Source organism: Polaromonas sp. YR568, assembly GCF_900116715.1.
Lineage (GTDB): Bacteria > Pseudomonadota > Gammaproteobacteria > Burkholderiales > Burkholderiaceae_C > Polaromonas.
On the sequence record NZ_FPBM01000007.1, the window covers coordinates 170,814 to 195,126 of the forward strand.

The following is a 24,313-nucleotide window of genomic DNA, read 5'->3' on the forward strand; positions in this document are numbered from 1 at the left end:
CGCCGTGCGGTCATTGCGTCGCATTGCGTCGCATTGCGTCACATTGCGCGCTTTGCATGCACGGGAAGCCTCCAACCTCAAAAACCCGGCTTGCCTTCAGGCCTTCCTTACCGGGGCTGATTCATGTCGTACACACCCGAATGGCCGGGGTTGCCTTCGGGCCGGGGCACACCCGCGGCCACGAGAAAGGTGACGGAATGGGCGCCATAAAGCCCGGCGGGAAAGCGCATGGGCTTGATGACGACATACGCGTTTCCGGCTGAAATGTTGCCGGAGGTCCTTTGCGGCCCCGCCCCCACCACGTTGAGTTGCGGCAGGTTTTGAGCCCTGTTGACGGCATCGCGCCACGCAGTCACATCCTGCTGCGTCGCGATACGCAGCTTGCCTTCGCGAATCAATTGCTCAATGCCGGGCTGCCCGGCCAGCGGGACATTTTTATCGCGAAAGCTGTCAACAGTCGGCCCCGAACCCTGAATGTAGGAAGCGGCCTGGTTGCCAAACGCCACCTGGCCGCCAGAGGCGACAAAATAGGTTTGGGCGGAACGGCCAAACAGCTTTCTCACCATCGCATCGCTTTTGGCCACATCGTCGCGGTCAAGGTAAAAGTAGCCGCACACCGACCTGTTGTCGTAGCTGGCATTGAGCACCGGCACCTCGCTGCCCAGCCCCGCCACAGCCTGGCTGTGATAACCCGACACCAGCACACCCGCCACCACCGTGCCCGGCGACCAGCGGATGTTCCAGACAGAGGGCTCGTAAGCGCCCAGGGCAAGAACCACCTTCTTTCCGGGCTGGTTCACCAGGACATCAAAACGGGTGGCTTCGTGGCCGGACTGGTCGATCTGGAAGCCGAGCTTGCTTCCGCTGTACGCGCCGCCGGCATACAGCACATAGTCAGGCGGCAACTGGCCGGTAAACACCGTGCAGGCGTCGGAAACCTTCACCGGCGCGGCGGCAGGCGGCTCAATCACAGCCGGCTCCATCGCAGGCGGTGCGGTGACCGGCGGGTTGCGGTCTTCCGTCAATACCAGCTTCACGGGGGGCCTGGCCGGCGCATTGTTGATGACGGCGTCGGCGGCGGCTTGCGCCGCCGACGCGGCCGCCTCTGCCGCAGTTTGTGCGGCGGACTCCCCGGCAAGCTTCGCCTCGATGGCATGGCGCGTGCCGCGGTGCGTCAGCCATTGCTGGCCAAGAACGGCGAGCCCCAAAGGCAAACCAATCACCAGCACCAGCAGCCAGTTAAAGCCACCCGCCGGTGCCGCAGCCTTGGCCCGCGTCACAGGACGGCTGGCTGCGTGTTCCACGCGAGGCGCTACAGCGGCAGGCGCAGAGGCAAAACCGGCAGGGGTCGCGGCAGGGGCAGCGGCAGCGGCAATCACCGCGGTTTTTTCAAATGGGCTTACCGCTGCGGGCCCTCTTTCCAGCGGGCCCGGCTGCGTCTGCGCGTAGTCGTCCTTCAAAGGCGGAGGCGAAGGCGGCGCCTCCATACGCGCTGCCGCAGGCGCGGCTTCACGCCGGGCTTCCTGCTGCGAACGCGGTGCCGCCGCAGGAATGGGCGCAAACCAGGCGACCGCCAGAAAGAGCAGCCCCGCACCGATCAGCGCCAGGATATTGCCCAGCTGGTCAAGATCGCCGAAATCCCTGAGTACCAGTTTGAGCGCTGTCAGCGCCAGTAGCGCCACACCGGCACTCCACTGGCCGCGCGATTTCACGTGCGAGCCCCACCATGCGAGGCCGGCGCCGAGACTGGCCCACAGCAAAGAGACGGCCGCGGGCAGTTTCATTTGCAGGATGTCTGCCGCGCTCATGATGAGGCGGTCGGGCCCAAAGGCGCGCAGCAGCATCGCCTGCACGACGAGGAAAGCGGCAATGATCACGACCACCCCCGCCTGTGCAGCCCCCGCCGAATTCCTGCGCAGGGCGACAAAGGTCGCCATATAAGCCAGCGCCAGCACCTCAAACGTGACCGGCCACAAGCCGCGCTCGATATGGAACAGGACGGCGAAAAGAAGCGCCGCACTCACCACACCAAAATGCACAGGCCAGATCTGGCGATGCCAGGTGGAGCCGGGCGGGCTCCACACGCTGGCGGCCAGCACCACGGCAAAGGCACTGACCAACAGCAGGGACATTTCCAGCCAGTTGCCGGTCACCGCAAATTCCGGGGTCAATGCAAACACCCAGGGAGCCCATGCCAGCGGCAGCAAGCCCAGCGCCGCGGAAAAGGGCAAATCGCCCTCCGGGCTTGTTCGGCTGGCCCGGCTTGTTCGCGCCGGCCCGGCATTTGCGCCTATCCACAGAAAGACCAGCGGCGTGCCTGCGGCAAACACCACGGCCAGCTCGAAAGCCGCATCATTGGCGGCCCAAAAACTGATGCCTGTGGCGGCAAGCAGCAGCAATGCCCCCCAAACCGGCGCCGTATGCAGGAGACGCAGCGGAAACGACAACACCAGCAGGGCTAGCAGCAGGGCGCCATAAATGAGCTGCGGCAAGAAGTCCACATGCAGGCGCAGCAGTTCCGCGGCAAGCGCCAGGCACGCCCAGGCAGCCGCCATGACACCCAGCATGCGGCCAAAAGCGGCCCCGCCCCTGCCCGCAAACCACGCACCCAGGCCCATCAGGGCCGCGGCCAGTACACGCTGCGCGAAGGCTTCATTGGCAAACGGCAGGCCCGCCGCCGGCTGGAAAATTGAGAACACCACATGCAGCGCCCCGGCCAGCATGGCGGCGCCGCACAGCAACTCCTGCGAGCGCAGGGACCAGCCCAGCCGCGGGCCGGCAGCCAGGCCCATGACAGCCAGGGCCAGGCCCAGCATCAGCCAGGGGATATCGGTGGCAGCCAGGGCGCCCGCGGCGATCAGCAGCAGCCCGGCCACGCAGGCATGCTTTGTCGCTTCCTGTCTTCTTTGCAGCAAACCGGTCACCACCGCCGCAACGCCCCAGAGCAGGGCCAGCAAGCCCAGGCCCATCGCGCCTTCCCGCGAGAGCTGGGGCGCGATCTTCAGCGTCAGCACCGCGGCGACCAGCGGCAGCACCAGGAAGTACCCCATGTCGAAACGGGCGAGCCAGCGCGAAGCCGTGCCGCGATGCTCCGCAACCGGCATCGCCAGATGCAGCGCTACCAGCGCCAGCAACAAGGGTTGCATAACGGCGTAATGCTCAGCCTTGTAGAACTGGTGGGTCCACGCAAAAAAGAGGGCTCCGGCCAGCGTGAACAAAAAACTCAGATGAATCAGCGGACGCCAGCCGCGCAGGTGCACCATCACAAAAGTCACCGCGCTGGCAGCCAGGTAGTAGCCGTACAGCACGCCAGGGTCCGGCACGTGAATGGCGAACTTGGGCGCAATGTAAGCACCCGCCATGGCCAGTACCGCCACCGACATGGCACGGGCCGACACCGCAAACAGCCCCGCCGCCAGAGACACCACCACCATCAGCGACAGCCCGCTGACGTCATTGAGGTAATGGAAAAAATCGTAGGCGGCGTAAGCCGTGAGATAGGCGACGGCAAAGGCCGTGCCGCCCAGCGCCAGATAGATGGCGCGCCGTTCGGGCCGTGACTTCAGCGCCAGCGCCGCGGCGCCCAGCACGGCAGCGGCGACAAAGCCGCTTCCCAGCTTGAGCTCGGGCGGCACATCAATGTTCAGCAAGGCATAACGCAGCAGCGCGCCTATGCCAAGGATGAGCAGACCGGCCCCGACCTTGGCCGGCCAGTTGCCTGACACCAGCCATGTCAGAAGTCCCGCGGGCCTGAACCTCGGCTGGGAGGAATCGCCGGCGGACTCAAAGGCAAAGAGCAGTCCGAACAGGCATGCAGCGGAAATAACAAACAAGGTAGAGAGCATGGGCAAACCGGGTGAAAAATGGAACGCGCCTGTCGTTGCGCTTTGACTGAAGCGGATTGACAAAGGCTGTGGCTGGCCTGTGGCTGAAGCCGTGGCGCAACGGGCGATTCATCATAGGGGGAAAACGTATCCGGACGTATCCTCTGATTAAAGGGTAGCCCGGCCATGCCGGGACAGCCGCCAAGCGGTATAAACAATGCCATGAGCGCCCACCCCAGCCCCCACCCCACCCATCTGCGCAGCCACACCTACCACGGCCTGGCGCCCGGCCCGCGCCTGCTGGTCACCGGTGCCGTGCACGGCAATGAGACCTGCGGCACGCGGGCGATCACGCAATTGCTGGACGAGATCGACAAGGGCCAGCTTGGCATTGAGCGCGGCACGGTGACCTTTGTGCCCATCACCAACCCGCTGGCCTACCGGCTCAAGCAGCGCATGGGCGACCGCAACCTCAACCGCAACATGGCGCCCAGCGCGATCCCGCAGGATTTTGAGGACCGCATTGCCAATGTGCTGTGCCCGCTACTGGATGCGCACGATGTGCTGCTGGACCTGCATTCCTTTCATACTGGTGGCGCGCCCTTTGTGATGATCGGCCCGCAAAACAACCACGGCCCGCTGGAGCCCTTTGCCCATGCGGCCGAGGAAATGCAGCTGGCGCTGCACACCGGGCCGCACCGCGTTGTGGAAGGCTGGCTGGACACCTATTCACGCGGCGTGAAGCGGCGCGCGGAAGCCGCGGCAGCGAATACCGGCAGCGGCGACCGCGCGCAAGCCCTTGTGACTAACCCGAACTACGGCGTGGGCACGACCGAGTACATGCGCTCGCGCGGTGGCTACGGTGTGACCCTGGAATGCGGCCAGCACGACGACCCCGCAGCCGTGGGCGTGGCGCGGCATGCGATTTTGCAGACCCTGGGTTTGCTGGGCCTGATCGCGCAGCCGCCGGCGTCGGAGCCGGTGGAGCGCGAGATTTTGCGGCTGGTGGAGGTGGTGGACCGCGACCACGCCGGCGACACCTTTGCCCGCGAGTGGCGCAGCTTTGACCCGGTCAAACGCGGTGAAACCATAGGCACGCGCCAGGGCGGCGAGCCTATCACCGCGCCGGTGGACGGCTTTGTGGTGTTTCCCAACCCGCGCAGCGAAGCGGGCCAGGAGTGGTTTTATTTTGCGCAGCGGCGGGCTTGAGACCTGTTGGAGAGGTCTGAGCCCCGTGCGTGCCGCTGCCGGCGCTCCCCAACCCGCTATGAATTCAGGAGCTGCTTACGCCCACCTCTATTGGCTTTGAGGCCAATTTAACCCCTGAATTCGGGCATGGCGAGCCGCCCCACGGCGCGCAAACAACAAAAAAAGGCCCGAAAAGGGCCTTTTTTAATGCACAAATCGGGCTCCAGCCCAACAGGGAGTAGCGTAAGCAGCTACCAAATCGATAGCACCCAGCCGCGCCTGCCTAAAACGAAAACCCTCAGTCCTTCACCCGCGAAGCAAAGGTCTTGCGGAATTTATCGACCTTGGGGCCGACCACAAAGGCGCAGTAACCCTGGTTGGGGTTGTTCTCAAAATAATCCTGGTGGTAGTCCTCGGCGGGCCAGTAGTTTTGCACCGGCAGCACTTCGGTGACGATGGGCTTGCCAAAGGTCTTGTCCTGGCTGACGTCGCGGATGAAACCGTCGATCACTTCTTTTTGCTCGGGTGTCGAGTAATAGATGCCGCTGCGGTATTGCGTGCCGGCGTCGTTGCCCTGGCGGTTCAGGCTGGTCGGGTCGTGGATGACAAAGAAGATCTCCAGGATTTCCTTGAGCGTGATCTCGGCCGGGTCGTAGGTGAGCTTGACGACTTCATTCGAGCCGGTGCGGCCCGAGCAGACTTCTTCATAGCTGGGCCGGGCGGCCTGGCCGTTGCTGTAGCCGGACTCGACGTCGGTGACGCCGCGCACCTTGACGTAAACGGCTTCGGTGCACCAGAAGCAGCCGCCGCCCAGGGTGATGGTTTGGGATGAGGACATGAAAATCTCCGCTGAAAACGCTTGAAAACCGTTAGTCGCAAAGCGAGCGGTAATCTTACGCCGCACCCTGCGCGGCTGCCGCGCGCAAAGCACTTGCCCTTGCGACGGCCCGGATCAATCGCGGCGGCGAGGGGCTTTGGAGGGACGCATGGGGCCGACTGCGCGGCGCATCAGCTTCAACAGCAGCAGCGCGGCGATGGCGGCACCGACAGCAAGGCCGAGCGAACCCAGCCTGAAGTCCACGTCGTTGGTTTTGCCGTGGCTGAGCATGGCGGCGATGAAGTCACCGCCTATGTAGGCGCCGAACATGCCGACGCCGAGGTTTTCAAGGACAACGATTTTTTCGCGGGTGCCCGAGAGCAAACAGGCGGCGCCGCCGAGGAGAGCACCCACCAAACACCAGATATACGGGTTGATGCCGTTCTCCTGAAGAAACTATGAACTGCCCCATGGTGACAGCTTTAAGACTCTTGCGGTGGACATACTTTTAGCAAGGGCTTTAAGCGTGAGCCGGTGCAATCGCGCGCACCGCTTTGACAAACGCCGCCAGCGCCTGGTGGTCGCGCGCGGTTTTCCAGAGGCAATGCGTGTCATACGGCGTGGTGGTCGCGTCCAGCGGCACAAAAGCGGCGCCGGCCATGGCCGATTGCCGCAGCGCCGCCGGTACCAGCGCTACGCCCATGCCCTGGGACACCAGCGATACCACGCTCAGCCAATGCCGCAGTTCGTAGCGGATCTCCGGGTAAAAGCCGGCTTCGGTGCAGATTGCCAGGATGCGCTCGTGGTAGTCGGGCGAAACGGCGCGCGAGACCACGGCAAAAGGCTCGCCCTGCAAGGCCGCCAGCGACAGCGAGCGCTTGCGCGCCAGCGCATGGCCCGCCGGCAGGCAGCACACAAAAGCCTGGCTGGAGACCAGCACCTGCGAGAGCTCGGGCGGCACCCGGGTGGTGTGCACAAAGCCGAGGTCCAGCCTGTCGTGCGCCAGCTCGATCAGCTGTTCGCTGGAGCTGAGCTCTTTCAGTGTCAGCCGCAGCTGCGGGTGCTCGGCCTGAAAGCGCTCCAGGATATGGGGCAGGCCGCTGTAGAGCATGGTCCCGGAAAAGCCGATGGCCAGGCTGCCGGCCATGCCCTGCCCCACGTCGCGCGCATGGCCTGCCGCCTGGGCGGCTTGCTCCAGCAGGGCGCGCGCGGCCGGCACAAAGGCCTGCCCGGCGGCGGTGAGCTGCACGGATTTGCTGTTGCGGGTAAGCAATTTGGCGCCGACGGAGGCTTCAAGCTGCTGGATGTTCAGCGACAGCGGTGGCTGCGAAATCGACAAACGCCGGGCCGCCCGGCCGAAATGCAGCTCTTCAGCCAGGACAAGAAAGTAGCGGAGGTGGCGGAATTCCATGAAAACCCTATAAATATGATTTTTGTATCGTTGAATCGATATTTGATATTAGACAACTATTCATGCTTGTCAAACAATCAGGCATAACGGGTTGCTCCTTCAGGCAGCGCCCTACACTGCCAACCAGCCCACGGCCCTTTTTTCTCGGAGACACGCATCATGAAAACCACCTTCAACTGGCAAGACCCGTTCTTCTTCATGGACCAGCTGAGCGACGACGAGCGCGCCATCAGCGAAGCCGCCCACGCCTTTTGCCAGGAAAAGCTGCAGCCCCGCGTGTTGATGGCCGCGCGCCACGAAAAATTCGACCGCGAGATCATGAATGAGGCGGGTGCCATGGGTTTCCTGGGCTCCACGATTGAGGGTTACGGCTGCGCCGGCCTCAACTACGTGAGCTACGGCCTGGTCGCGCGTGAAGTCGAGCGTGTCGACAGCGGCTACCGCAGCGCCATCAGCGTGCAAAGTTCGCTGGTCATGCATCCCATCAACGCCTACGGCAGCGAAGCGCAAAAACAAAAATACCTGCCCAAGCTGGCCACCGGCGAATGGGTGGGCTGCTTCGGCCTGACCGAGCCCAACCACGGCTCAGACCCGGCCAGCATGCTGACGCGCGCCAAGCCGGTGGACGGCGGCTTTATCGTCAAGGGCGCCAAGATGTGGATCACCAACAGTCCGATCGCCGATGTGTTCATCGTCTGGGCCAAGCTGGAAGACCCCGACGGCAAAGTCGGCGGGCAGGAAAGCATCCGCGGCTTTGTGCTTGAAAAGGGCATGAAGGGCCTTTCCGCCCCCAAGATCGAAGGCAAGATGAGCTTGCGCGCCTCCATCACCGGCGAGATCGTGATGGACGATGTGTTTGTGCCGGAAGCGAATTTGCTGCCCAACGTGAGCGGCTTGAAGGGCCCTTTCGGCTGCCTGAACAAGGCGCGCTACGGCATCGCCTGGGGCGCGCTGGGTGCGGCCGAAGACTGCTGGTTCCGCGCCCGCCAGTACACCATGGACCGCCAGCAATTCGGCCGCCCGCTGGCGCAAAACCAGCTGATCCAGAAGAAGCTGGCCGACATGCAAACCGAAATCACGCTGGGCCTGCAAGGCTGCCTGCGCGTGGGCCGGCTGATGGACGAAGACAAGTCGGTGCCCGAGATGATTTCGCTGATCAAGCGCAACAGCTGCGGCAAGGCGCTGGACATCGCCCGACTGGCGCGCGACATGCACGGCGGCAACGGCATCCATGACGAATACCACGTGATCCGCCACATGATCAACCTGGAAACCGTCAACACCTACGAAGGCACGCACGATGTGCACGCGCTCATCCTGGGCCGGGCGCAAACCGGCTTGCAAGCCTTTTATTGATGGTTTTTGGCCTGTAGCCCGCTAAAAACGGGCACGGGCGCGCGCCACCCGGCGTCTCAGGTGTGACTGGCTTGAGCGGCCGGCCTGAACTAGAGTGGAGGCATGAATGCCACCACCACTCCAACCGCCGCCGCCCAACCAGGCCCCCTCACCTGCTTCACCCTCAGCACCACCGGCCACATCGCCCACCTGGTGCTGAGCCGCCCCGAGGCGATGAACACCATGCACCCGACCTTCTGGCGCGAGCTGGACGCGGTGCTGACGCATCTTCACAAGTCGGGTGAGGCGCGTGTGCTGGTGATCTCCAGCACCGGCAAGCATTTCAGCGCCGGCATGGCGCTGGAGACCTTCGGCAGCGAGATCGCCCTGGACGACCGCAGCCCCGAAGGCCGCGCCGCCGTCTTCGACATGCTGGGTGCCATGCAGGCGACCTTCACCAAGCTGGAGACGCTGCGCATCCCGGTGATAGCCGCCATCCAGGGCGGCTGCATAGGCGGCGCGGTCGACATGGTGACGGCCTGCTGCCTGCGCTACGCCACGGCCGACGCGTTTTTCTGCATCCAGGAAATCAATATCGGTATGGTGGCCGATGTGGGCACCTTGCAGCGCCTGCCCAAGCTGGTGCCGCTGGCCGTCGTCAAAGAGCTGGCCTACACCGGGCGCAGGCTGCCTGCCGCCAAAGCGCTGGGCTACGGCCTGGTCAATGAGGTGTTTGATTCAGCCGAAGCAATGCTCGCGGCCGCCATGCAATGCGCCGGCGAAATCGCCAGCAAGCCGCCGGTGGCGATCTGGGGCACCAAGCAGGCCGTGCACTATGCGCGCGACCACTCGGTGGACGACGCACTCAAACAAATGGGCTGGCTGCAGGGCGCGATCTGGAGCAACGCGCATGTGCGCGAGTCGGTGACGGCGATGAAAGAAAAGCGCGCGGGGCAGTTCCCCGGGCTTTCGCCCATCAAGAACTTCAACGAGTTCGGGCAATAAGAAAAAAGGCGAAAGCCTACTGGCGCGCCGTGCGCACCGACACCGGCAGCGCCTGCGGGTGGCTGGTGCGAAAGGGGTTGATGTCCAGCCCGCCGCGGCGCGTGTAGCGTGCATACACGGAGAGTTTCATGGGTTTGCAGCGCGTCCAGATGTCCATGAAGATGCGCTCGACGCACTGCTCATGGAACTCGTTGTGGTTGCGAAAACTCACCAGGTATTGCAGCAGGCCTTCCTGGTTGATCTGCGGGCCGGCGTAGCGGATTTGCACGCTGCCCCAGTCGGGCTGGCCGGTGACCAGGCAGTTGCTTTTGAGCAGGTTGCTGGTCAGCGTTTCTTCCACAGGCGGCTCGTCGAACTCGGCAAACAGCAGCTCGGGCGCGGGCTGGTAGTGGATGCACTCCACGTCCAGCCGGTCCAGGTTCAGGCCGTCAAGTTCATGCACCGGTTCGCGGTCAAACAGCTCGGGGCCCAGCGTCTTGATGCCCACACCGGCGCCGACCACCGCGTTGAGGTCGGCTCGAATGCGTTCGCGCACATCGCGTGCATCGGCAAACCGTGTGTTGTTAAAGCTGTTGAGGTAGAGCTTGAAGGACTTGCTCTCGACGATATTGGGTGACTCGCAGGGCACGGTGATCTGCGCCAGCGCCACCTGCGGCTTGCCGCGCAGATTGAGCCAGCTCAGCTCAAACGCCGTCCACATGTCGGCGCCGAAAAACGGTGGCGTGCCAGTCACGCCGATCTCGGCACGCTTGCCTTCGCGCGGAATCGGGAAGAGCAGCGAGGCGTCGTACTGGTCGATGTAAGCGGACTGCTTGCCGAGCTGGGATTGTTCTGGGGTGTTCATGGGGCCATTTTCGCAGCTAACGCGTGTGAGGGCCGCGCAGCGAAGGGCCGCCCCGAGCAAGCGACGGCCCCCTCGGGGGGCAGCGAAGTACACGAAGTGACGAGCGTGGGGGTCATATTAAGTGTGGGACTTGAAGTGAGGAATCATGAACGCCAGCAAACGTTCTACGACACCAGGCGGCAGATCGTGCCCCATGCCTTCAATGCTTTCAAAGCGCGCGCCAGGGATGCGCTTGGCCGTGTCCTGGCCGCAGGGCATGGGCACCAGCGGATCGGCGCGGCCGTGCAGCACCAATGTCGGTGAGGTCACCTTGGCCAGCGCCGCGGCGCGTGTGCTGTCGGCCGCAATCGCCACCATCTGGCGCAGAACGCCTTGCGGGTGAAAACTGCGCTGCGCTGCGGCGGCGACTTTCTCGCGCAGCTCGGCATCCGGCACAGGAAAGCCCGGGCTGCCGATGGCCTTGAGCAGCCGGGCGGTGTGGTCTACCGCCGCCTGCACACCCTTGCCGGCGGGCCGGCTGAGCAACACCCGTGTGACGGCCGAGCTGGCCTCCGGCAAGCCGCGCGCGCCGCTAGAGCTCATGATGCTGGTCAAACTGATCACCCGCGAAGGCGCGAGCACCGCCACGCGCTGCGCGATCATGCCGCCCATGCTGACGCCCACCACATGCGCCCTGGCAATCTTCAGCGCGTCCAGCACACCCACGGTGTCGGCGGCCATGTCTTCAATGCTGTAAGGCGGGCGTATGCGCCAGCCCAGGCGGAACTTGAGCCCTTCCCAGATCAGGCTGGGCGAGCCGAGATGGTCGAAGTGTTGTGAGAGACCGATGTCGCGGTTGTCAAGGCGCACGACACGAAAACCCGCATCGGCAATCGCCTGCACCATGGCCGGCGGCCAGGCGATCAGCTGCATGCCCAGGCCCATGACGAGCAGCACCACGGGCCTGCCTGTGGCGTCGCCGGGGTGGGTGTCTTCGATTTCAATGTCGATGTTGTTGGCGCGGATTTTCATAACCGATTATGGTCCGTGCCCCCAAAATCGCGCCAATCACGGCGTCGCGCAAGCGTCACGGCGTATTCCCCGCCAGCAGGGGCCGCGGAACGGGCTTTGCCCGGCCGCAGGCGCCGCCCCCTGGAGGGGGGAACAGGCTACACACAGTGAGCCTGGACGGGGGTGTTACGTAAATTCGCGTTCACGAAGCCACTTGGTGGCGATCCACTTCTCGCCGGCCCTCACGGGCTCGCCGCCATGCAGCGTGAGGCTGACGGGGTGCGCGCGCGGATAGCTGAAAAACACCGCGCTGCCGCGCTGCGGCCGCACCTTCAGGCCGATGTCGGGAAACACGGTGGCGCCGCCGGCTTCGGGCTCTTGCAGGTACATGATGAGGCTGGCCACGCGCTGCCCGCCCCGCTGCAGGATTTTGGCGGTGCCGGGCTCGCCGGGGTCGAAGTAGTCGTAATGGGGTTTGTATTCAGCCCCTCGCCGGTAGCGCAGCACCTGCAGGCCCTCGCCGTTTTGCACCGGCCAGTTCAGCAGCCTGGCGATGCGGGCCTCAATGCGGCTCACCACCTCGGTTTCGCCACGCGTGTAAAACATGCCGTGGCTGGTGCGGTCATGGTTGAGTTCTTCGCCGCCGGTCTGCGTGTCTACCGTGCGCGATCGCTCCAGGCGCGGCGCGGCGGCGTCCATCAGCGCGGTGCATTCCGCTGGGCTGAGCAGGTTGCTGAACACCCACAGGTCGGGCGCCTCGCGGTGTTCGCGCACCTCGACCCACTTATCGCCGGTATCCACCATGGCGCCGCCCGCATCGGGTGTAACCACAGGCACGGCCACCGGGGGCGACGGCGTAGCACCGTCTACCGGCAAGCCCAGCGCCTGGCTGGCAGCAGCCGCCTGCCAGCCGGCATCAACCAGTGCGCGGTGGATTTCATCAGGGCTGTGCCCGCCGGCGAGTTGCGCCGAAACCCAGGCCCGCATCTCACGGGTGATGGCCTGGCCTGGCGCAGGGCCGTGAGCCTGGTTTTGTGCAGCGCCGGGCTTCATCAGCTTGTCCTGCTAAATCACAGTGTCACAGCGCAGTCACCGCTCAGGCGGCCTGCTTGCGCCGGAAGACGAGCCTGTCAGGCCCGGAGACTTTGGCATCAAAGCGGTAGCCTTCAGCGTCGAAGCCCTCGAGCTTTTTGACGGTGGCGAGCTTCTTTTCGATCGCATACCGCGCCATGAGGCCGCGTGCACGCTTGGCAAAAAAGCTGATGACCTTGTATTTGCCGGCTTTGTATTCTTCAAACACGCAGCTCACCACACGCGCCTTGAGCGCCTTGCGGTCCACCGCCTTGAAGTATTCCTCGCTGGCGAGGTTGATGATGACCGGGGATGTATCCGCCGCCGCGCGTTCGTTGAGGTAAGCCGAGATTTGCGAGCCCCAGAACTGATAGAGGTTTTTGCCTTGCGGTGTGGTCAGCGGCGTGCCCATTTCAAGGCGGTAGGGTTGCATGCGGTCCAGCGGGCGCAGTACGCCGTAGAGGCCGCTCAGGATGCATAAATGTTCTTGCGCCCAGTTGAGCTGCGCTTCGCTCAGCGTTTTTGCGTCCAGCCCACCATACACATCGCCATCAAAGGCTAGCGCGGCCTGCCTGGAATTTTTGGCGGTGAATTTGGGCGACCAGGCCTGGTAGCGCGCCACGTTCAGGCCGGCGAGCGTGTCCGACAGCTTCATCAGCGTGCTGATCTGTTGCGGGGTCTGGGTTTTCAGCACGTCAATCAATTCGGCCGACTGGCGGGTAAAGAGGGGTTGGGTGTGGGCGGCGATGTGCGGCGGCGTGTCGTAGTCCAGCGACTTGGCTGGCGAGATAAGGAACAGCATGCTTTGAGTTGTTAGGGTAAGGCGAAACCCCCACTTTACGACAGGCGCGTGTCGCCACGGCGTGAGTGCCCACAAAGCCCCGCTTCAGTGCAGATCGCTGGCCAACGAGGCAAGCGTTTCCGCCGCAATCGTGGTGTGCGCCGGGTAATGCGTGTGGTCGCAACCCAGCTTCACGCTGGCGCCGGCCTTGACGGCCGCGCACATGGCAGGGTTCAGCTCAAAGCGCACAAAGTGCACGGCCGAGGTTTTTTCGTCGTTCTCCCGGTCCATGTCTTCGTCGGCAATGGCGTAAACACGGGCATGGCCTTCGACTTCGACAAACATGCGGTCTTCCACGCCTATGAGTCGAGCCAATTCACGCTTGCGTTCATTGATATCGGGGTACTCCAGCATCATGGTGCCCTTCCAGTTGCTGCCGTCGGGCATCAAGGGCGCATAGGCTTCGATCTCCTGGTCTATGCCCTCTTCTTCAAAGATTTTTTCGATGCGCAGCATCTCCTGGATCTGGTAGCGGATGCTGGTTTCGCTTTCAAACTGCAGGTTGATGTGCTCGCCCAGGCGCACACTGCGCAGCTTGCGGTGCGCGATGATGGCGGGCTTGTTTTCCTTGCGGTACTTGCTGTAGGCCTCCAGCGTCATCAGGGACTCGCGGGTGATCTTTCCGGTGGTCTTCATGGCGGCTTCTCGTGCGTTTTATTTCAGTCCGTAGGCCGTGCGTATCAGCGTGAGCGGATGTTTCTGTGGCGGCGCGCCCAGGCTATTGACGTCAAAGCCCTGCGCAATATGGTGGCCTCCCAGCGGGCAGTCGCTGCTGATGACGTCGGGCAGGCCGCCGTCTTTATGGCTGGCCATGGCCTTAAAAAGCGGCTTGCCGATCTTCATCGCCTGCTGGTGGTAAGGCACTTTGACGCCGAAAGTGCCGGCATGGCCCGAGCAGCGCTCATGCGTGTGCACACTGGTGCCTGGCACCATCTTGAGCATTTCTTCAGTCTTCTTCCCAATGTTCTGCACCCGCCCGTGACAGGGAATCTGGTAGCTGATCTTGCCCAGCGGTGTGGGGAATTCGGTCTTCAGCAGGCCGTCGCGCTTGCGGGCCATCAGGTATTCAAACGGATCCCACATATGCTCCTTGACGAGCTGCACGTCGGCGTCGTCGGGATACATCAGCGGCAGTTCCTGCTTGAACATCAGCGTGCAACTGGGCACGGCACTGAGGATGGCGTAGCCGTCTTTGGCGTACTTCACCAGCACCGGGATGTTGGCCTCTTTGCTGGTGTTGACCGAGGCGAGGTCGCCCAGCTCGAGCTTGGGCATGCCGCAGCATTTTTCTTTTTCAACCAGCACGTAAGGCACTTCGTTGTGGTCCAGCACCTTGAGCAGGTCGTGGCCTATGCCGGGCTCGTTGTAGTTGATGTAGCAAGTGGAGTAAATCACTACCTTGCCGGGAGTCTTGGCGCCGTCTTTCACCGCATGCGGCGGTGACTCAAGTGCGCCTGAGCGGAACTTCTTCGTAGCCAGGTCGGGCAGCCAGGCGTTCTTGTCGACCCCCAGCACCTTCTGCATCGCGGCGCGGGCCGGTTTGGTTTTGTTGACCGCATTGGCCACCTGGACCACGATGGGAATGCCGGCGAACTGGCCGTGCACGTCGGTAGACGACAGAAACTTTTCACCCGCGCCGACTTCGCCGTTTTTGAACTTGATGGCCTTGGCGCGCAGCATGGTGTGCGGAAAGTCGAGGTTGAACTCGTGCGGCGGCACATAAGGGCATTTGGTCATGTAGCAGAGGTCGCACATATAGCACTGGTCGACCACTTTCATGTAGTCCTTCTTGTCCACGCCGTCGACTTCGCCGGTCTTGCTTTCGTCGACCAGGTCAAACAGCGTGGGGAAGGCGCCGCACAAACTCACGCAGCGGCGGCAGCCGTGGCAGATGTCGAAGATGCGCTCCATCTCGTGGAAGGCGGCCTCCTCGTTATAGAAGTCCGGGTTTTTCCAGTCGATCGCGTGGCGCGTGGGCGCCTGGAGGTTGCCTTCTGTGGCCATGCTTGCCTCTTCTTTTGAATCTCACGTGGGTTTGAGAAAAGACTCTTGTGCTGCAGTCCTTTCCAAAACCCGCCACGCCTTGCGGCGCAGCGAGAGGTGGATCAGTCGACCAGCTCGGCGAGCGCCTTGCTGTAGCGGTTGGCGTGTGAGCGCTCGGCCTTGGCCAGCGTTTCAAACCAGTCGGCCACTTCGTCATGGCCTTCGTCGCGGGCGGTCTTGGCCATGCCGGGGTACATGTCGGTGTACTCGTGGGTTTCACCGGCGACGGCGGACTTGAGGTTGTCGCGCGTGCCGCCAAAGGGCAGGCCGGTGGCGGGGTCGCCGCATTGCTCCAGCCATTCGAGGTGGCCGTGGGCGTGGCCGGTTTCACCTTCCGCGGTAGAGCGGAACAGCGCCGCGACATCGGGCTGGCCTTCAACGTCAGCCTTGTTCGCGAAATACAGATAGCGGCGGTTGGCCTGTGATTCGCCGGCAAATGCGGCTTTCAGGTTCTCTTCCGTCCTGGAGCCTTTAAGAGCAGCCATGGAAATCTCCTTCGTGGGTTGATGGATGAACAAATCGCCAATGCTTCAAACCAAAGCCGGACTTCCGGCGCAGGACCGAAGACCAGAACACCTTAGACCTGTTGGGCGGCTTCGTCTAATTGCTGGAATCAATGTACGGAATTAACAAAAGCTATTCAACTCGTCTAGTTGATAACAATTCTCAATTGAAGCCTGGCCAGCCATAGTCGTATCGTGCAAAGGTGTCCAGGCAAAGGCCACCTCAAATTACGTTATGGTAAATTGATTACGAATAGGTAAATTCACAGGAAATCGCCATGCCGGAGACAACCACCGCCCGCGCCGACAAGGCGCAGGCCGCGCTGAGCACGCCCTTTACCAACGGCTATGAATTCGCCCAAGGCACCGGCTATACCCTGCCCGAGTACCCCTTTGTGGCACCGCCAGAACTGCGCACCGGCGAAGTCAAACGCCACCCCGTCGTCATCGTGGGCGGCGGCATCACCGGCCTGACGCTGGCCTGCGCGCTGGCGGACTACGGCATCAGGGCCGTGCTGCTGGACGAAGACAACACGGTGGGTGTCAAAGGCGCATCCTCGCGCGGCATCTGCTACGCGCAAAAGACGCTGGAGATCTTCAAACGTCTGGGGATCTATGAGCGCATTGCCGCCAAGGGTGTGCAGTGGAGCGTGGGCCGCACCTTTGCCGGTGCCGACGAGGTGTATGCGTTTGACCTGCGCCAGCAGCAGACACATTCCTTGAGCCGCCAGCCGCCTTTTATCAATATCCAGCAGTTTTATGTCGAGGGCTTTCTGGTCGAGCAGCTCTGCCGGCCCGCGCCTGAAGACCGCTTTGTCAACATCCGCTGGAGCCACCGCGTCACGGCGCTTGAGCAAGACGATGAGGTCGCCACACTGCAGCTGGAAACGCCTGCCGGCAGCTACACCCTGCAAGCTGAGCATGTGATTGACTGCAGCGGCTCGCGCAGCCCGTTTCGCGCCTGGTGCGGCGCGACGGTGACTGCGCAAAAAGGCGATGACCGCTGGTGCATTGCCGATGTGCGCTTTAAAAACCCGCCGCCGGTGGAGCGCCACACCTGGATCGAGGCGCCCTTTAACGAAGGGCGGGCCGTGTGGCAACACTTGATGGCCGACGGCGTCTGGCGCATCGACTACCAGATGCCGCCGCACGCCAACCCCGAGGAAGTCAGCCGCGAAGACGTGGTGCGCGCCCGGCTGAAGGCGCAGTTCAAAAGCCAGGCGGGCCAGGTGCTGGACGATACCGACTACGAAATCGTCTGGGTCGGCCCCTATGCCTACCGCAGCGAATGCCTGGACAGCCTGCGCCATGGCCGCGTTTTTTTTGCCGGCGATGCGGCCCATGTGATGAGCCCCTTCGGCGCGCGGGGCGGCAACTCAGGCGTACAGGACGCGGACAACCTGGCCTGGAAGCTGGCCGCAGTGTTGCAGGGCCGCGCCGCGCCTGCGCTGCTGGACAGCTACCACCACGAACGGCACGAAGCCGCGAAGCACAACGTGCTGGTCACCAACCGCACCGCGCGCTTTTTGCGGCCGGCTGACGGTGCGGAGCGGCTGTTTCGCACGGCGGCGCTGAGCCTGGCGCGTGAGCACCTGTTTGCGCGGCAGCTCGTCAACACCGGGCGCATGTCGGCGCCCAACCACTACACGCGCTCAGGCGTCTGCGGGCCTGCGGGCGGACGGGCCACACAAAACGTCGGCTTTGCCTGGGCTGACGGCAGCCCGGGCGAACTGCTCGATTTACTGGCCTGGGCCCACGGGCGGCTCTTGCTGCTGGTGTTTGGTGATGTCTCCGGCGCCGGGCTGGCGCGGCTGGCGGCGCTTTCAAAAGAAGCCAGCATCCGCTGCGTGCAGGTGCTGGGGCAGGACGACCGTGCCACGGCGATGGAACATGTGATGGACAGGGACGGCCATTTGCAGGCGACCTGCCATGTCTTTGGCCACGCCTGGGCGCTGTTACGGCCCGACGGCCATGTTGCCGCGACGGGCGAAAGCGTGGATGCCTCGGTCGTCCACGCGGTGGCGAGCGCTATGGGCGCGCACATCAGCCTGGATGCAAAGGAGTCCGCATGAAGCCCGACACCCCCTTGATGACCCGCCTGCATTTTCAGGACGCAGACGCGTTTTATGAGTGCCTGCTGGACGCCCACCAGGGCCTCTCCCGGGAGGAGTCCGAGCTGCTGAACGCCCGGCTCATCCTGCTGATGGCCAACCAGTTGGGCGACACGGCGGTGCTGAAAGCCTGCGTGGCCGCGGCGCGCAAAACCTGAGTTGGCGCGGGCCACCCCGGGTTGCCGGGGAGAAAGGCCGCCCAGTCGAATAAAATCAAGGGTGTTTCACCCAACCCAAGGCGGCATCCCTTCGATGCCGTTTTTCATTGCCCCATGACCAACGCTGCCGCCCCTGCCCTTTCCGATGCCGCCAACACCGCTCCTGAGGCCGTAAAAGTCGCCACACCGGGGCTGGACAGCCTGGCCAAGTCGTTCGAGCCGGCCGCGATTGAAAGCCGCTGGGGCCCCGAGTGGGAGCAAAGCGGCCAGTACGAGCCCGCACTGGACGCGGCCAAGCCTTCTTTCTCCATCCAGCTGCCGCCACCCAATGTGACGGGCACGCTGCACATGGGCCACGCCTTCAACCAGACCATCATGGATTCGCTCACGCGTTACCACCGCATGCGCGGCCACAACACGCTGTGGGTGCCCGGCACCGACCACGCCGGCATTGCCACGCAGATCGTGGTGGAGCGCAAACTGCAGGGCGAAGGCAAAAACCGCCACGACCTGGGCCGCAAAAACTTTGTCGCCAAAGTGTGGGAATGGAAAGAAGAGTCCGGCACCACCATTACGCGCCAGATGCGCCGCATGGGCGACTCGGTGGCCTGGAAGCACGAGTACTTCACCATGGACCCGAAGATGTCGACGGTGGTGACCTCGACCTTTGTGCAGCTGTACAAACAAGGCCTGATCTACCGCGGCAAGCGCCTGGTGAACTGGGACCCGATCCTCAAGTCCGCCGTGTCCGATCTGGAAGTCGAGAACGAAGAGCGCGACAGTTTCATGTGGCACATCGAGTACCCCTTCAGCGACGGCCCGCAACAGGCCGCTGACGGCTCGCCGCTGCGCGGCATGCACATCGCCACCACACGGCCCGAAACCATGCTGGCCGACGGCGCACTCGCAGTGCACCCGGACGACGCGCGCTACAAACACCTGCTGGGCAAGATGGTCGACCTGCCGCTGTGCGACCGCAAAATCCCGGTGATTGCCGACGACTACGTTGATCCTGAGTTCGGCAGCGGCGTGGTCAAGATCACCGGTGCGCACGATTTCAACGACTACCAGGTCGCCCTGCGCCACGACCTGCCGCTGATCACCATCTTCACGCTGGACGCGCACATCAACGAAAACGGCCCCAAGCAGTACCAGGGCCTGGACCGCTATGACTGCCGCAAGGCGGTGCTGAAAGATCTCGAGGAGCAAGGCTTCCTCGAAAAAGCCGTGCCGCATAAAAACATGGTGCCGGTGTGCGCGCGCACCGGCGCGGTGGTCGAGCCCATGTTGACCGACCAGTGGTTTGTGGCGCTAAGCAAAGTGAGCGACCAGGACCCGACCGGGAAATCCATTTCACAAAAGGCCCGCGATGCGGTGGCCAGCGGCGAAGTCAAATTTGTACCCGAGCAGTGGGTGAACACCTACAACCAGTGGATGAACAACATCCAGGACTGGTGCATTTCGCGCCAGCTCTGGTGGGGCCACCAGATCCCGGCCTGGTACGACGAAGACGGCAAGGTCTATGTCGCCACCAGCGAAGAAGAAGCGCAGAAACAGGCGCCGGGCAAAAAGCTCACGCGCGATGAGGACGTGCTGGACACGTGGTATTCGTCGGCGCTGGTGCCTTTCTCGTCATTGGGCTGGCCTGAGAAAACGAAAGAGCTGGACCTCTTTTTGCCGTCCAGCGTGCTGGTTACCGGCTACGACATCATCTTCTTCTGGGTCGCCCGGATGATCATGATGACCACGCATTTCACCGGCCAGGTGCCGTTCAAGCACGTGTACATCCACGGCCTGGTGAAGGACGCGCAGGGCAAGAAGATGAGCAAGTCCGAAGGCAATGTGCTGGACCCGGTCGACTTGATCGACGGCATTGAGCTGGCGCCTTTGCTGGAAAAGCGCTCGCAAGGCCTGCGCAAGCCCGAGACCGCGCCGCAGGTGCGCAAGAACACCGAGAAGGAATTCCCGGCGGGCATCCCCGGCTACGGCGCGGATGCGTTGCGCTTTACCTTTGCCGCGCTGGCCAGCCTGGGCCGCAGCATCAACTTCGACAGCAAGCGCTGCGAGGGTTATCGCAACTTCTGCAACAAACTCTGGAACGCAACCCGCTTCACGCTGATGAATTGCGAAGGCCAGGATTGCGGGCTGGAAGACCACACCAAAGAGCAGTGCGCACCCGGCGGCGAGTTCCACAACTACCTGAGCTTCTCGCAGGCCGACCGCTGGATCTCATCGACCATGCAGCGCGTGGAAGCCGACGTGGCCAAGGGCTTTGCCGAATACCGCCTGGACAACGTCGCCGGCAGCATCTACCAGTTTGTTTGGGACGAGTTCTGCGACTGGTACCTGGAAATTGCCAAGGTGCAGATCCAGACCGGCACCGATGCGCAAAAACGCGCCACGCGCCGCACGCTGATCCGCACACTCGAGGCCATCTTGCGCCTGGCGCATCCGGTGATTCCTTTCATCACCGAAGAACTCTGGCAGACCGTGGCGCCTGTCGCCGGCAAAACGGGCAAGTTCATCGGCGTAGCGCCGTACCCGCAAAGCCAGCCCGAAAAGATCGACGAAAAAGCCGAAGCGCACGTCGCCAAACTCAAGACGCTGGTCGATGCCTGCCGCAACCTGCGCGGCGAGATGAAGGTCTCGCCAGCCACGCGCCTGCCGCTTTATGTGTTGGGTGACGCGGCCTTCATGCAGGACATCGCTCCGCTGCTCAAGGCACTGGCCAAGCTCAGCGAAGTGAAGGTGTTCGACGATGAAACCAGTTGGGTCGCGGCGGCACAGTCCGCGCCTGTTGCCATCGTCGGCGAGGCGCGCCTGTGTCTTTACATGGAAGTCGATCTGGCGGCAGAAAAGATTCGCCTGCAAAAGGAAGAAACACGCCTGACGGGAGAGATTGCCAAGTCAGAGACCAAGCTCGCCAACGAAGCCTTCGTCAGCAAGGTGCCCGCCGCCGTGCTGGAGCAGGAATGCAAGCGCCTGGCCGATAACCAGGCGGCACTGGCCAAGATCCGTGAGCAACTCGCTCGCTTGAAATAGCAGCCAGCAATAACGGCTAACAGCCGCCCACAAAAAAGCCCCGATCAACGGGGCTTTTTTATTGTGCGGCCCTGAAGGCCTTCACCGGATCATGAACTCGGGCTCAGACCACTGCGATGGCGACACAGCCCCCGGCAATTCAAGTTCCATGGGCGCGCTCGGCAACTGGTCCATGCCGCTGTGCTGCGCCGCGCCTATGGCTTCGTGCATGCGGTGGGCCACGTACCAGCTCGAGCGCAGGCGCGCTTCGCGCGTGTGTGAACCCAGGCGCGGCGTGACAAACAGGTTCTTCAGGCCCTTGAGCGGCGAAGTGTCGCCCAGGAAGCTGGCTTCGGCGCCGTCCAGGATGCAGGCCTCGATGCGGCCGTCGCACAGAGCAGCAGCCAACGCCCTTTCGTCAAACAGCTCGCTGCGGCTGATGCCGACCCACAGCTGGTTGCGCTTGCAGGCGGCCAGCAGTTTATCGTTCACAAAAGCACGGAAACGCGTGGCGTAGAGCATCTGCACCGACACCGCGTCGGCCTGGCTCATCAGCTCGGGCAATGACACGGGTTGTATGCGCAGGCGCTCCCAGATAGGCGCCGTGTGGTGAACCGCCGGGTCATAGCCGATCAGGCGCACGCCCAGGCCGCTCAGCATGCCGGCCAGCGTGTGCGCTGTCGGCGCCAGGCCCAGGATGCCGACCGTACTGCCGTGCAGCTCACGGCCCATTTGCGTGGTCGGGTGGCGGCGCCCCATCAGCGCCGAGACAAGGCCGCGGCGGTACAACAGCAGCAGGCTGCTTAAAAGGTATTCGGCGTTGGAGCGCACATTGGCGCTGCTGGCATGCACGACCTTGATGTCGCGCTCCTTGCAGGCTTCCAGGTCGGTGTTGTCCGTGCCTACGTGCAGGCGGCCCACGGCCTTGAGTTTGGGCAGGAAGTCGAGGAACTCGCGCGTGACCACGGTTTGCCGTGGAAAGACGATGCCCTTGGTCTTGTAGGCGGCCTTGCGCAGGGAAGTCAGGTCGTCGGCGAGCTCGGGATGGTATCCCACGCTATGTCTGGTTTCGAGCCAGGTCATTGCCTCTGGCACCAGCGCGTCAAGAAGTAAGATGTCCACCCAGTCAGTCCTTTTTCCTGCAGACCACTTAGATTGCGTGATATGCGCACATCAAGTCGAGCGTTTGTCCGACCCGCGCGCTGTATCAACAACGCAACACTTTAGCCTTTTCCCCGATTAAAGTCGATGCAAAAATTTACATTAAATAAAGCTGTCTTCCCGGTTGCCGGTCTTGGCACCCGGTTTCTACCCGCCACCAAGGCGCAGCCCAAGGAAATGCTCCCCGTTGTCGACAAGCCGCTGATCCAATATGCGGTGGAAGAAGCCTATGCGGCGGGCATCCGCCACATGATTTTCGTGACTGGACGCAATAAACGGGCCATAGAAGACCACTTTGATACTGCTTACGAGCTTGAAAACGAGCTTGAGGTAGCCCAGAAGCATGCCTTGCTGGAGCTGGTGCGTTCCGTTCAGCCCGACGACATGAACTTTTCCTATGTCCGCCAGCCCCGTTCCCTGGGTCTGGGCCATGCCGTGCTGTGCGCCGAGCACCTGGTGGGCCAGGAGGCTTTTGCGGTCTTGCTGGCCGATGACCTGATGGTGGGCCCCAAGGGCGGCAAACCGGTGCTGGCCCAGATGGCCGAGCAGTTCAACAAGCTGCAGCAATCCATCCTGGCGGTGCAGGAAGTGCCGCAGGACCAGACCAAGCGCTATGGCATCGTCGCCACCGACGGCGCCAGCACGGGCCTGATGAAAGTCAACAAAATCGTGGAAAAACCGGCGCCCGAAGTGGCTCCGTCGCGCATGGGGGTGGCCGGGCGTTACATCCTGACACCGGCGATCTTTGAGCACATCCGCCAGCAAAAGGCGGGCGTGGGCGGCGAGCTGCAGCTCACCGACGGCATTTCAAGCCTGCTGGGCAAAGAGGCGGTTTACGCCTTCCAGTACGAAGGTAAGCGCTACGACTGCGGCAGCAAGGAGGGCTTTCTGGAAGCCACGGTCGAGCTGGCGCTGGAGCACCCCGAGGTGGGCGTGTACTTCCGCAATTACCTTGATAACCTGCAGATCGGCTGGTCAGGCCGGGAACGCAGAAAGCAGGCGTAAATCACTGGGGCCGCCCGCTTTGACGCGGGCCGGCAAGGCTCAACGACGTTTGAGCACGTGGATGAAGTCGCTGCCGGCGACTTGCTGCTCAACCAGTTCATTGCCGGTTTGCTTAGCAAACGCCTGGAAGTCGCGGGTCGAGCCCGAATCCGTCGACACCACACGAAGCAGTTGACCGCTAAGCATTTCCGTCAGCGCCTTTTTGGCCTTCAAAATGGGCAGCGGGCAGTTCAGGCCGCGGGTGTCGAGTTCTTTGTCGATGTTCATGAAAATCCTTGGGTTGCCGCGATTTTAAGCAAAGCGCAAAAGCCCTTCACCGGGCCTTACCCCAGTTAGCTGGGGCTGGGCACCATGCAAGGCCCTATTCTTCAGCCCGCTTGGCCCATTCGACAAACTCCGGCTCATGCCCGCGCGTGCGCAGCCAGTCGGCCAGCGCGTAGCCCGTGCCTGCGGGCCAGCATTTGAGCTTGTCCAGGTCATAAAGCCGGTAGTCCACCAGTTCCGGCGAGAGCTTCACATCCCCCGTGCAGACGGCGTGGTAGGCAATGATCACCTGGTTCATACGCTGGAAGTCGTAAACGCCGATCAAGTCCAGAGATGTGGTGTCCAGGTTGGTTTCTTCCTTGATTTCACGTTCAATCCCGCCTTGGGGCGTTTCGCCCGCCTCCATAAAGCCGGTGATGAGCGCGAACATCTTGCCCGGCCAGGCGGCGTTACGCGCCAGCAAGACCTGGCCGTGGTATTCAATCACCGCCGCCAGCACGGGCGTGGGGTTGTTCCAGTGGGTAAAGCCGCAGGCTGGGCAGCGCAGCCGGGCCTTTTCACCGCCGTCTTCCATCTGGGACACCAGGGCCAGCGGCGTGGCGCAGTTCGGGCAAAACCGGAATTCGTGGGTCATGGTGGAGGTTTAAGCGAAAAAGGGAAGGAAGAAGACGCAGCAGCCGCTATTGTTTCAGGAGCTGCCTGAGCCCGTCAGACAAGGCCG

The 24,313-nt window shown here is 62.9% G+C and carries 21 protein-coding genes; 7 read left to right on the forward strand and 14 right to left on the reverse strand.

The genetic code is table 11. The features are described from left to right. Positions 1 to 107 precede the first annotated feature (107 nt). Positions 108 to 3,725, reverse strand: coding sequence for a DUF2339 domain-containing protein (locus BM408_RS15935; RefSeq protein WP_175541811.1), 3,618 nt, complete (start codon positions 3,723 to 3,725; stop codon positions 108 to 110). A gap of 321 nt (positions 3,726 to 4,046) precedes the next feature. Between BM408_RS15935 and BM408_RS15940 the strand changes: the two genes are divergently transcribed. Beyond that, positions 4,047 to 5,033, forward strand: coding sequence for a succinylglutamate desuccinylase/aspartoacylase family protein (locus BM408_RS15940; RefSeq protein WP_092130850.1), 987 nt, complete (start codon positions 4,047 to 4,049; stop codon positions 5,031 to 5,033). A 277-nt stretch (positions 5,034 to 5,310) separates the two neighbouring features. Here the strand turns inward: BM408_RS15940 and msrA are convergent, their stop codons facing one another. From msrA to BM408_RS15955, 3 genes are all read right to left on the reverse strand, one after another. Next, entirely contained in the window at positions 5,311 to 5,850 is a 540-nt protein-coding gene (gene msrA / locus BM408_RS15945) for a peptide-methionine (S)-S-oxide reductase MsrA (RefSeq protein ID WP_092130851.1), read from the reverse strand. 114 nt (positions 5,851 to 5,964) lie between these two features. Then, positions 5,965 to 6,243, reverse strand: a complete 279-nt coding sequence (locus BM408_RS15950) for a hypothetical protein (protein ID WP_254774843.1) — start codon at positions 6,241 to 6,243, stop codon at positions 5,965 to 5,967. A gap of 106 nt (positions 6,244 to 6,349) precedes the next feature. Continuing rightward, complete coding sequence (locus BM408_RS15955) at positions 6,350 to 7,240, reverse strand: LysR family transcriptional regulator (RefSeq protein ID WP_092130853.1); 891 nt, start codon at positions 7,238 to 7,240, stop codon at positions 6,350 to 6,352. A gap of 159 nt (positions 7,241 to 7,399) precedes the next feature. On the opposite strand from BM408_RS15955, the gene BM408_RS15960 reads away from it, so the two are divergent. Continuing rightward, on the forward strand, positions 7,400 to 8,596 hold the full coding sequence (locus tag BM408_RS15960) for an acyl-CoA dehydrogenase (protein WP_092130854.1): 1,197 nt from the start codon (positions 7,400 to 7,402) through the stop codon (positions 8,594 to 8,596). Positions 8,597 to 8,698: 102 nt separating this feature from the next. Then, the gene (locus BM408_RS15965) at positions 8,699 to 9,580 is read left to right on the forward strand and encodes an enoyl-CoA hydratase-related protein (protein ID WP_092130855.1); all 882 of its coding nucleotides are present in this window, start codon (positions 8,699 to 8,701) and stop codon (positions 9,578 to 9,580) included. 16 nt (positions 9,581 to 9,596) lie between these two features. Here the strand turns inward: BM408_RS15965 and queF are convergent, their stop codons facing one another. From queF to BM408_RS16000, 7 genes are all read right to left on the reverse strand, one after another. Next, positions 9,597 to 10,424 carry an NADPH-dependent 7-cyano-7-deazaguanine reductase QueF gene (gene queF / locus BM408_RS15970; protein WP_092130856.1) on the reverse strand — a complete coding sequence of 276 codons (828 nt, stop codon included), beginning with the start codon at positions 10,422 to 10,424 and terminating at the stop codon, positions 9,597 to 9,599. 117 nt (positions 10,425 to 10,541) lie between these two features. Further along, positions 10,542 to 11,435 (reverse strand): alpha/beta fold hydrolase, encoded by an 894-nt coding sequence (locus BM408_RS15975; protein ID WP_092130857.1) that lies wholly within the window; start codon positions 11,433 to 11,435, stop codon positions 10,542 to 10,544. Positions 11,436 to 11,600: 165 nt separating this feature from the next. Beyond that, positions 11,601 to 12,467, reverse strand: a complete 867-nt coding sequence (locus BM408_RS15980) for a 2OG-Fe(II) oxygenase (RefSeq protein ID WP_092130858.1) — start codon at positions 12,465 to 12,467, stop codon at positions 11,601 to 11,603. 43 nt (positions 12,468 to 12,510) lie between these two features. Beyond that, positions 12,511 to 13,287, reverse strand: a complete 777-nt coding sequence (yaaA, locus tag BM408_RS15985) for a peroxide stress protein YaaA (protein ID WP_092130859.1) — start codon at positions 13,285 to 13,287, stop codon at positions 12,511 to 12,513. An 84-nt stretch (positions 13,288 to 13,371) separates the two neighbouring features. After that, positions 13,372 to 13,962, reverse strand: coding sequence for a DUF3501 family protein (locus BM408_RS15990; protein WP_092130860.1), 591 nt, complete (start codon positions 13,960 to 13,962; stop codon positions 13,372 to 13,374). A gap of 18 nt (positions 13,963 to 13,980) precedes the next feature. Further along, the gene (locus tag BM408_RS15995; protein ID WP_092130861.1) at positions 13,981 to 15,330 is read right to left on the reverse strand and encodes a (Fe-S)-binding protein; all 1,350 of its coding nucleotides are present in this window, start codon (positions 15,328 to 15,330) and stop codon (positions 13,981 to 13,983) included. A 101-nt stretch (positions 15,331 to 15,431) separates the two neighbouring features. Next, complete coding sequence (locus tag BM408_RS16000; RefSeq protein WP_074580377.1) at positions 15,432 to 15,854, reverse strand: rubrerythrin family protein; 423 nt, start codon at positions 15,852 to 15,854, stop codon at positions 15,432 to 15,434. Positions 15,855 to 16,150: 296 nt separating this feature from the next. Here BM408_RS16000 and BM408_RS16005 point away from each other — a divergent pair, with 296 nt between their 5' ends. From BM408_RS16005 to BM408_RS16015, 3 genes are all read left to right on the forward strand, one after another. Next, positions 16,151 to 17,944 carry an FAD-dependent oxidoreductase gene (locus BM408_RS16005; RefSeq protein WP_092130862.1) on the forward strand — a complete coding sequence of 598 codons (1,794 nt, stop codon included), beginning with the start codon at positions 16,151 to 16,153 and terminating at the stop codon, positions 17,942 to 17,944. Beyond that, the gene (locus BM408_RS16010; RefSeq protein WP_092130863.1) at positions 17,941 to 18,141 is read left to right on the forward strand and encodes a DUF2783 domain-containing protein; all 201 of its coding nucleotides are present in this window, start codon (positions 17,941 to 17,943) and stop codon (positions 18,139 to 18,141) included. The genes BM408_RS16005 and BM408_RS16010 overlap by 4 nt, the downstream gene beginning before the upstream one ends. Before the next feature lie 114 nt (positions 18,142 to 18,255). Then, positions 18,256 to 21,183, forward strand: a complete 2,928-nt coding sequence (locus BM408_RS16015; RefSeq protein WP_092130864.1) for a valine--tRNA ligase — start codon at positions 18,256 to 18,258, stop codon at positions 21,181 to 21,183. A gap of 81 nt (positions 21,184 to 21,264) precedes the next feature. On the opposite strand, the gene BM408_RS16020 is transcribed toward BM408_RS16015, so the two are convergent. After that, positions 21,265 to 22,284: an NAD(P)-dependent oxidoreductase gene (locus BM408_RS16020; RefSeq protein ID WP_092130865.1), complete on the reverse strand. Its 1,020-nt coding sequence runs from the start codon at positions 22,282 to 22,284 to the stop codon at positions 21,265 to 21,267. A gap of 126 nt (positions 22,285 to 22,410) precedes the next feature. Between BM408_RS16020 and galU the strand changes: the two genes are divergently transcribed. Beyond that, entirely contained in the window at positions 22,411 to 23,328 is a 918-nt protein-coding gene (gene galU / locus BM408_RS16025) for a UTP--glucose-1-phosphate uridylyltransferase GalU (protein WP_092130866.1), read from the forward strand. Positions 23,329 to 23,367: 39 nt separating this feature from the next. Here galU and BM408_RS16030 read toward each other — a convergent pair whose 3' ends face one another. Further along, positions 23,368 to 23,595: a sulfurtransferase TusA family protein gene (locus tag BM408_RS16030; RefSeq protein WP_092130867.1), complete on the reverse strand. Its 228-nt coding sequence runs from the start codon at positions 23,593 to 23,595 to the stop codon at positions 23,368 to 23,370. 94 nt (positions 23,596 to 23,689) lie between these two features. After that, entirely contained in the window at positions 23,690 to 24,226 is a 537-nt protein-coding gene (locus BM408_RS16035) for an NUDIX hydrolase (RefSeq protein ID WP_092130868.1), read from the reverse strand. Positions 24,227 to 24,313: the final 87 nt, after the last annotated feature.

Coding starts and splice junctions, on each gene's coding strand:
- BM408_RS16010 (WP_092130863.1), top strand. CDS start 17,941: ATGAAGCCCGACACCCCCTTGATGACCCGCCTGCATTTTCAGGACGCA.
- queF (WP_092130856.1), bottom strand. CDS start 10,424: ATGAACACCCCAGAACAATCCCAGCTCGGCAAGCAGTCCGCTTACATC.
- BM408_RS15995 (WP_092130861.1), bottom strand. CDS start 15,330: ATGGCCACAGAAGGCAACCTCCAGGCGCCCACGCGCCACGCGATCGAC.
- BM408_RS16000 (WP_074580377.1), bottom strand. CDS start 15,854: ATGGCTGCTCTTAAAGGCTCCAGGACGGAAGAGAACCTGAAAGCCGCA.
- BM408_RS15965 (WP_092130855.1), top strand. CDS start 8,699: ATGAATGCCACCACCACTCCAACCGCCGCCGCCCAACCAGGCCCCCTC.
- yaaA (WP_092130859.1), bottom strand. CDS start 13,287: ATGCTGTTCCTTATCTCGCCAGCCAAGTCGCTGGACTACGACACGCCG.
- BM408_RS15955 (WP_092130853.1), bottom strand. CDS start 7,240: ATGGAATTCCGCCACCTCCGCTACTTTCTTGTCCTGGCTGAAGAGCTG.
- BM408_RS16005 (WP_092130862.1), top strand. CDS start 16,151: ATGCCGGAGACAACCACCGCCCGCGCCGACAAGGCGCAGGCCGCGCTG.
- BM408_RS16030 (WP_092130867.1), bottom strand. CDS start 23,595: ATGAACATCGACAAAGAACTCGACACCCGCGGCCTGAACTGCCCGCTG.
- BM408_RS15980 (WP_092130858.1), bottom strand. CDS start 12,467: ATGAAGCCCGGCGCTGCACAAAACCAGGCTCACGGCCCTGCGCCAGGC.
- BM408_RS16015 (WP_092130864.1), top strand. CDS start 18,256: ATGACCAACGCTGCCGCCCCTGCCCTTTCCGATGCCGCCAACACCGCT.
- galU (WP_092130866.1), top strand. CDS start 22,411: ATGCAAAAATTTACATTAAATAAAGCTGTCTTCCCGGTTGCCGGTCTT.
- BM408_RS15960 (WP_092130854.1), top strand. CDS start 7,400: ATGAAAACCACCTTCAACTGGCAAGACCCGTTCTTCTTCATGGACCAG.
- BM408_RS16035 (WP_092130868.1), bottom strand. CDS start 24,226: ATGACCCACGAATTCCGGTTTTGCCCGAACTGCGCCACGCCGCTGGCC.
- msrA (WP_092130851.1), bottom strand. CDS start 5,850: ATGTCCTCATCCCAAACCATCACCCTGGGCGGCGGCTGCTTCTGGTGC.
- BM408_RS15990 (WP_092130860.1), bottom strand. CDS start 13,962: ATGAAGACCACCGGAAAGATCACCCGCGAGTCCCTGATGACGCTGGAG.
- BM408_RS15940 (WP_092130850.1), top strand. CDS start 4,047: ATGAGCGCCCACCCCAGCCCCCACCCCACCCATCTGCGCAGCCACACC.
- BM408_RS15975 (WP_092130857.1), bottom strand. CDS start 11,435: ATGAAAATCCGCGCCAACAACATCGACATTGAAATCGAAGACACCCAC.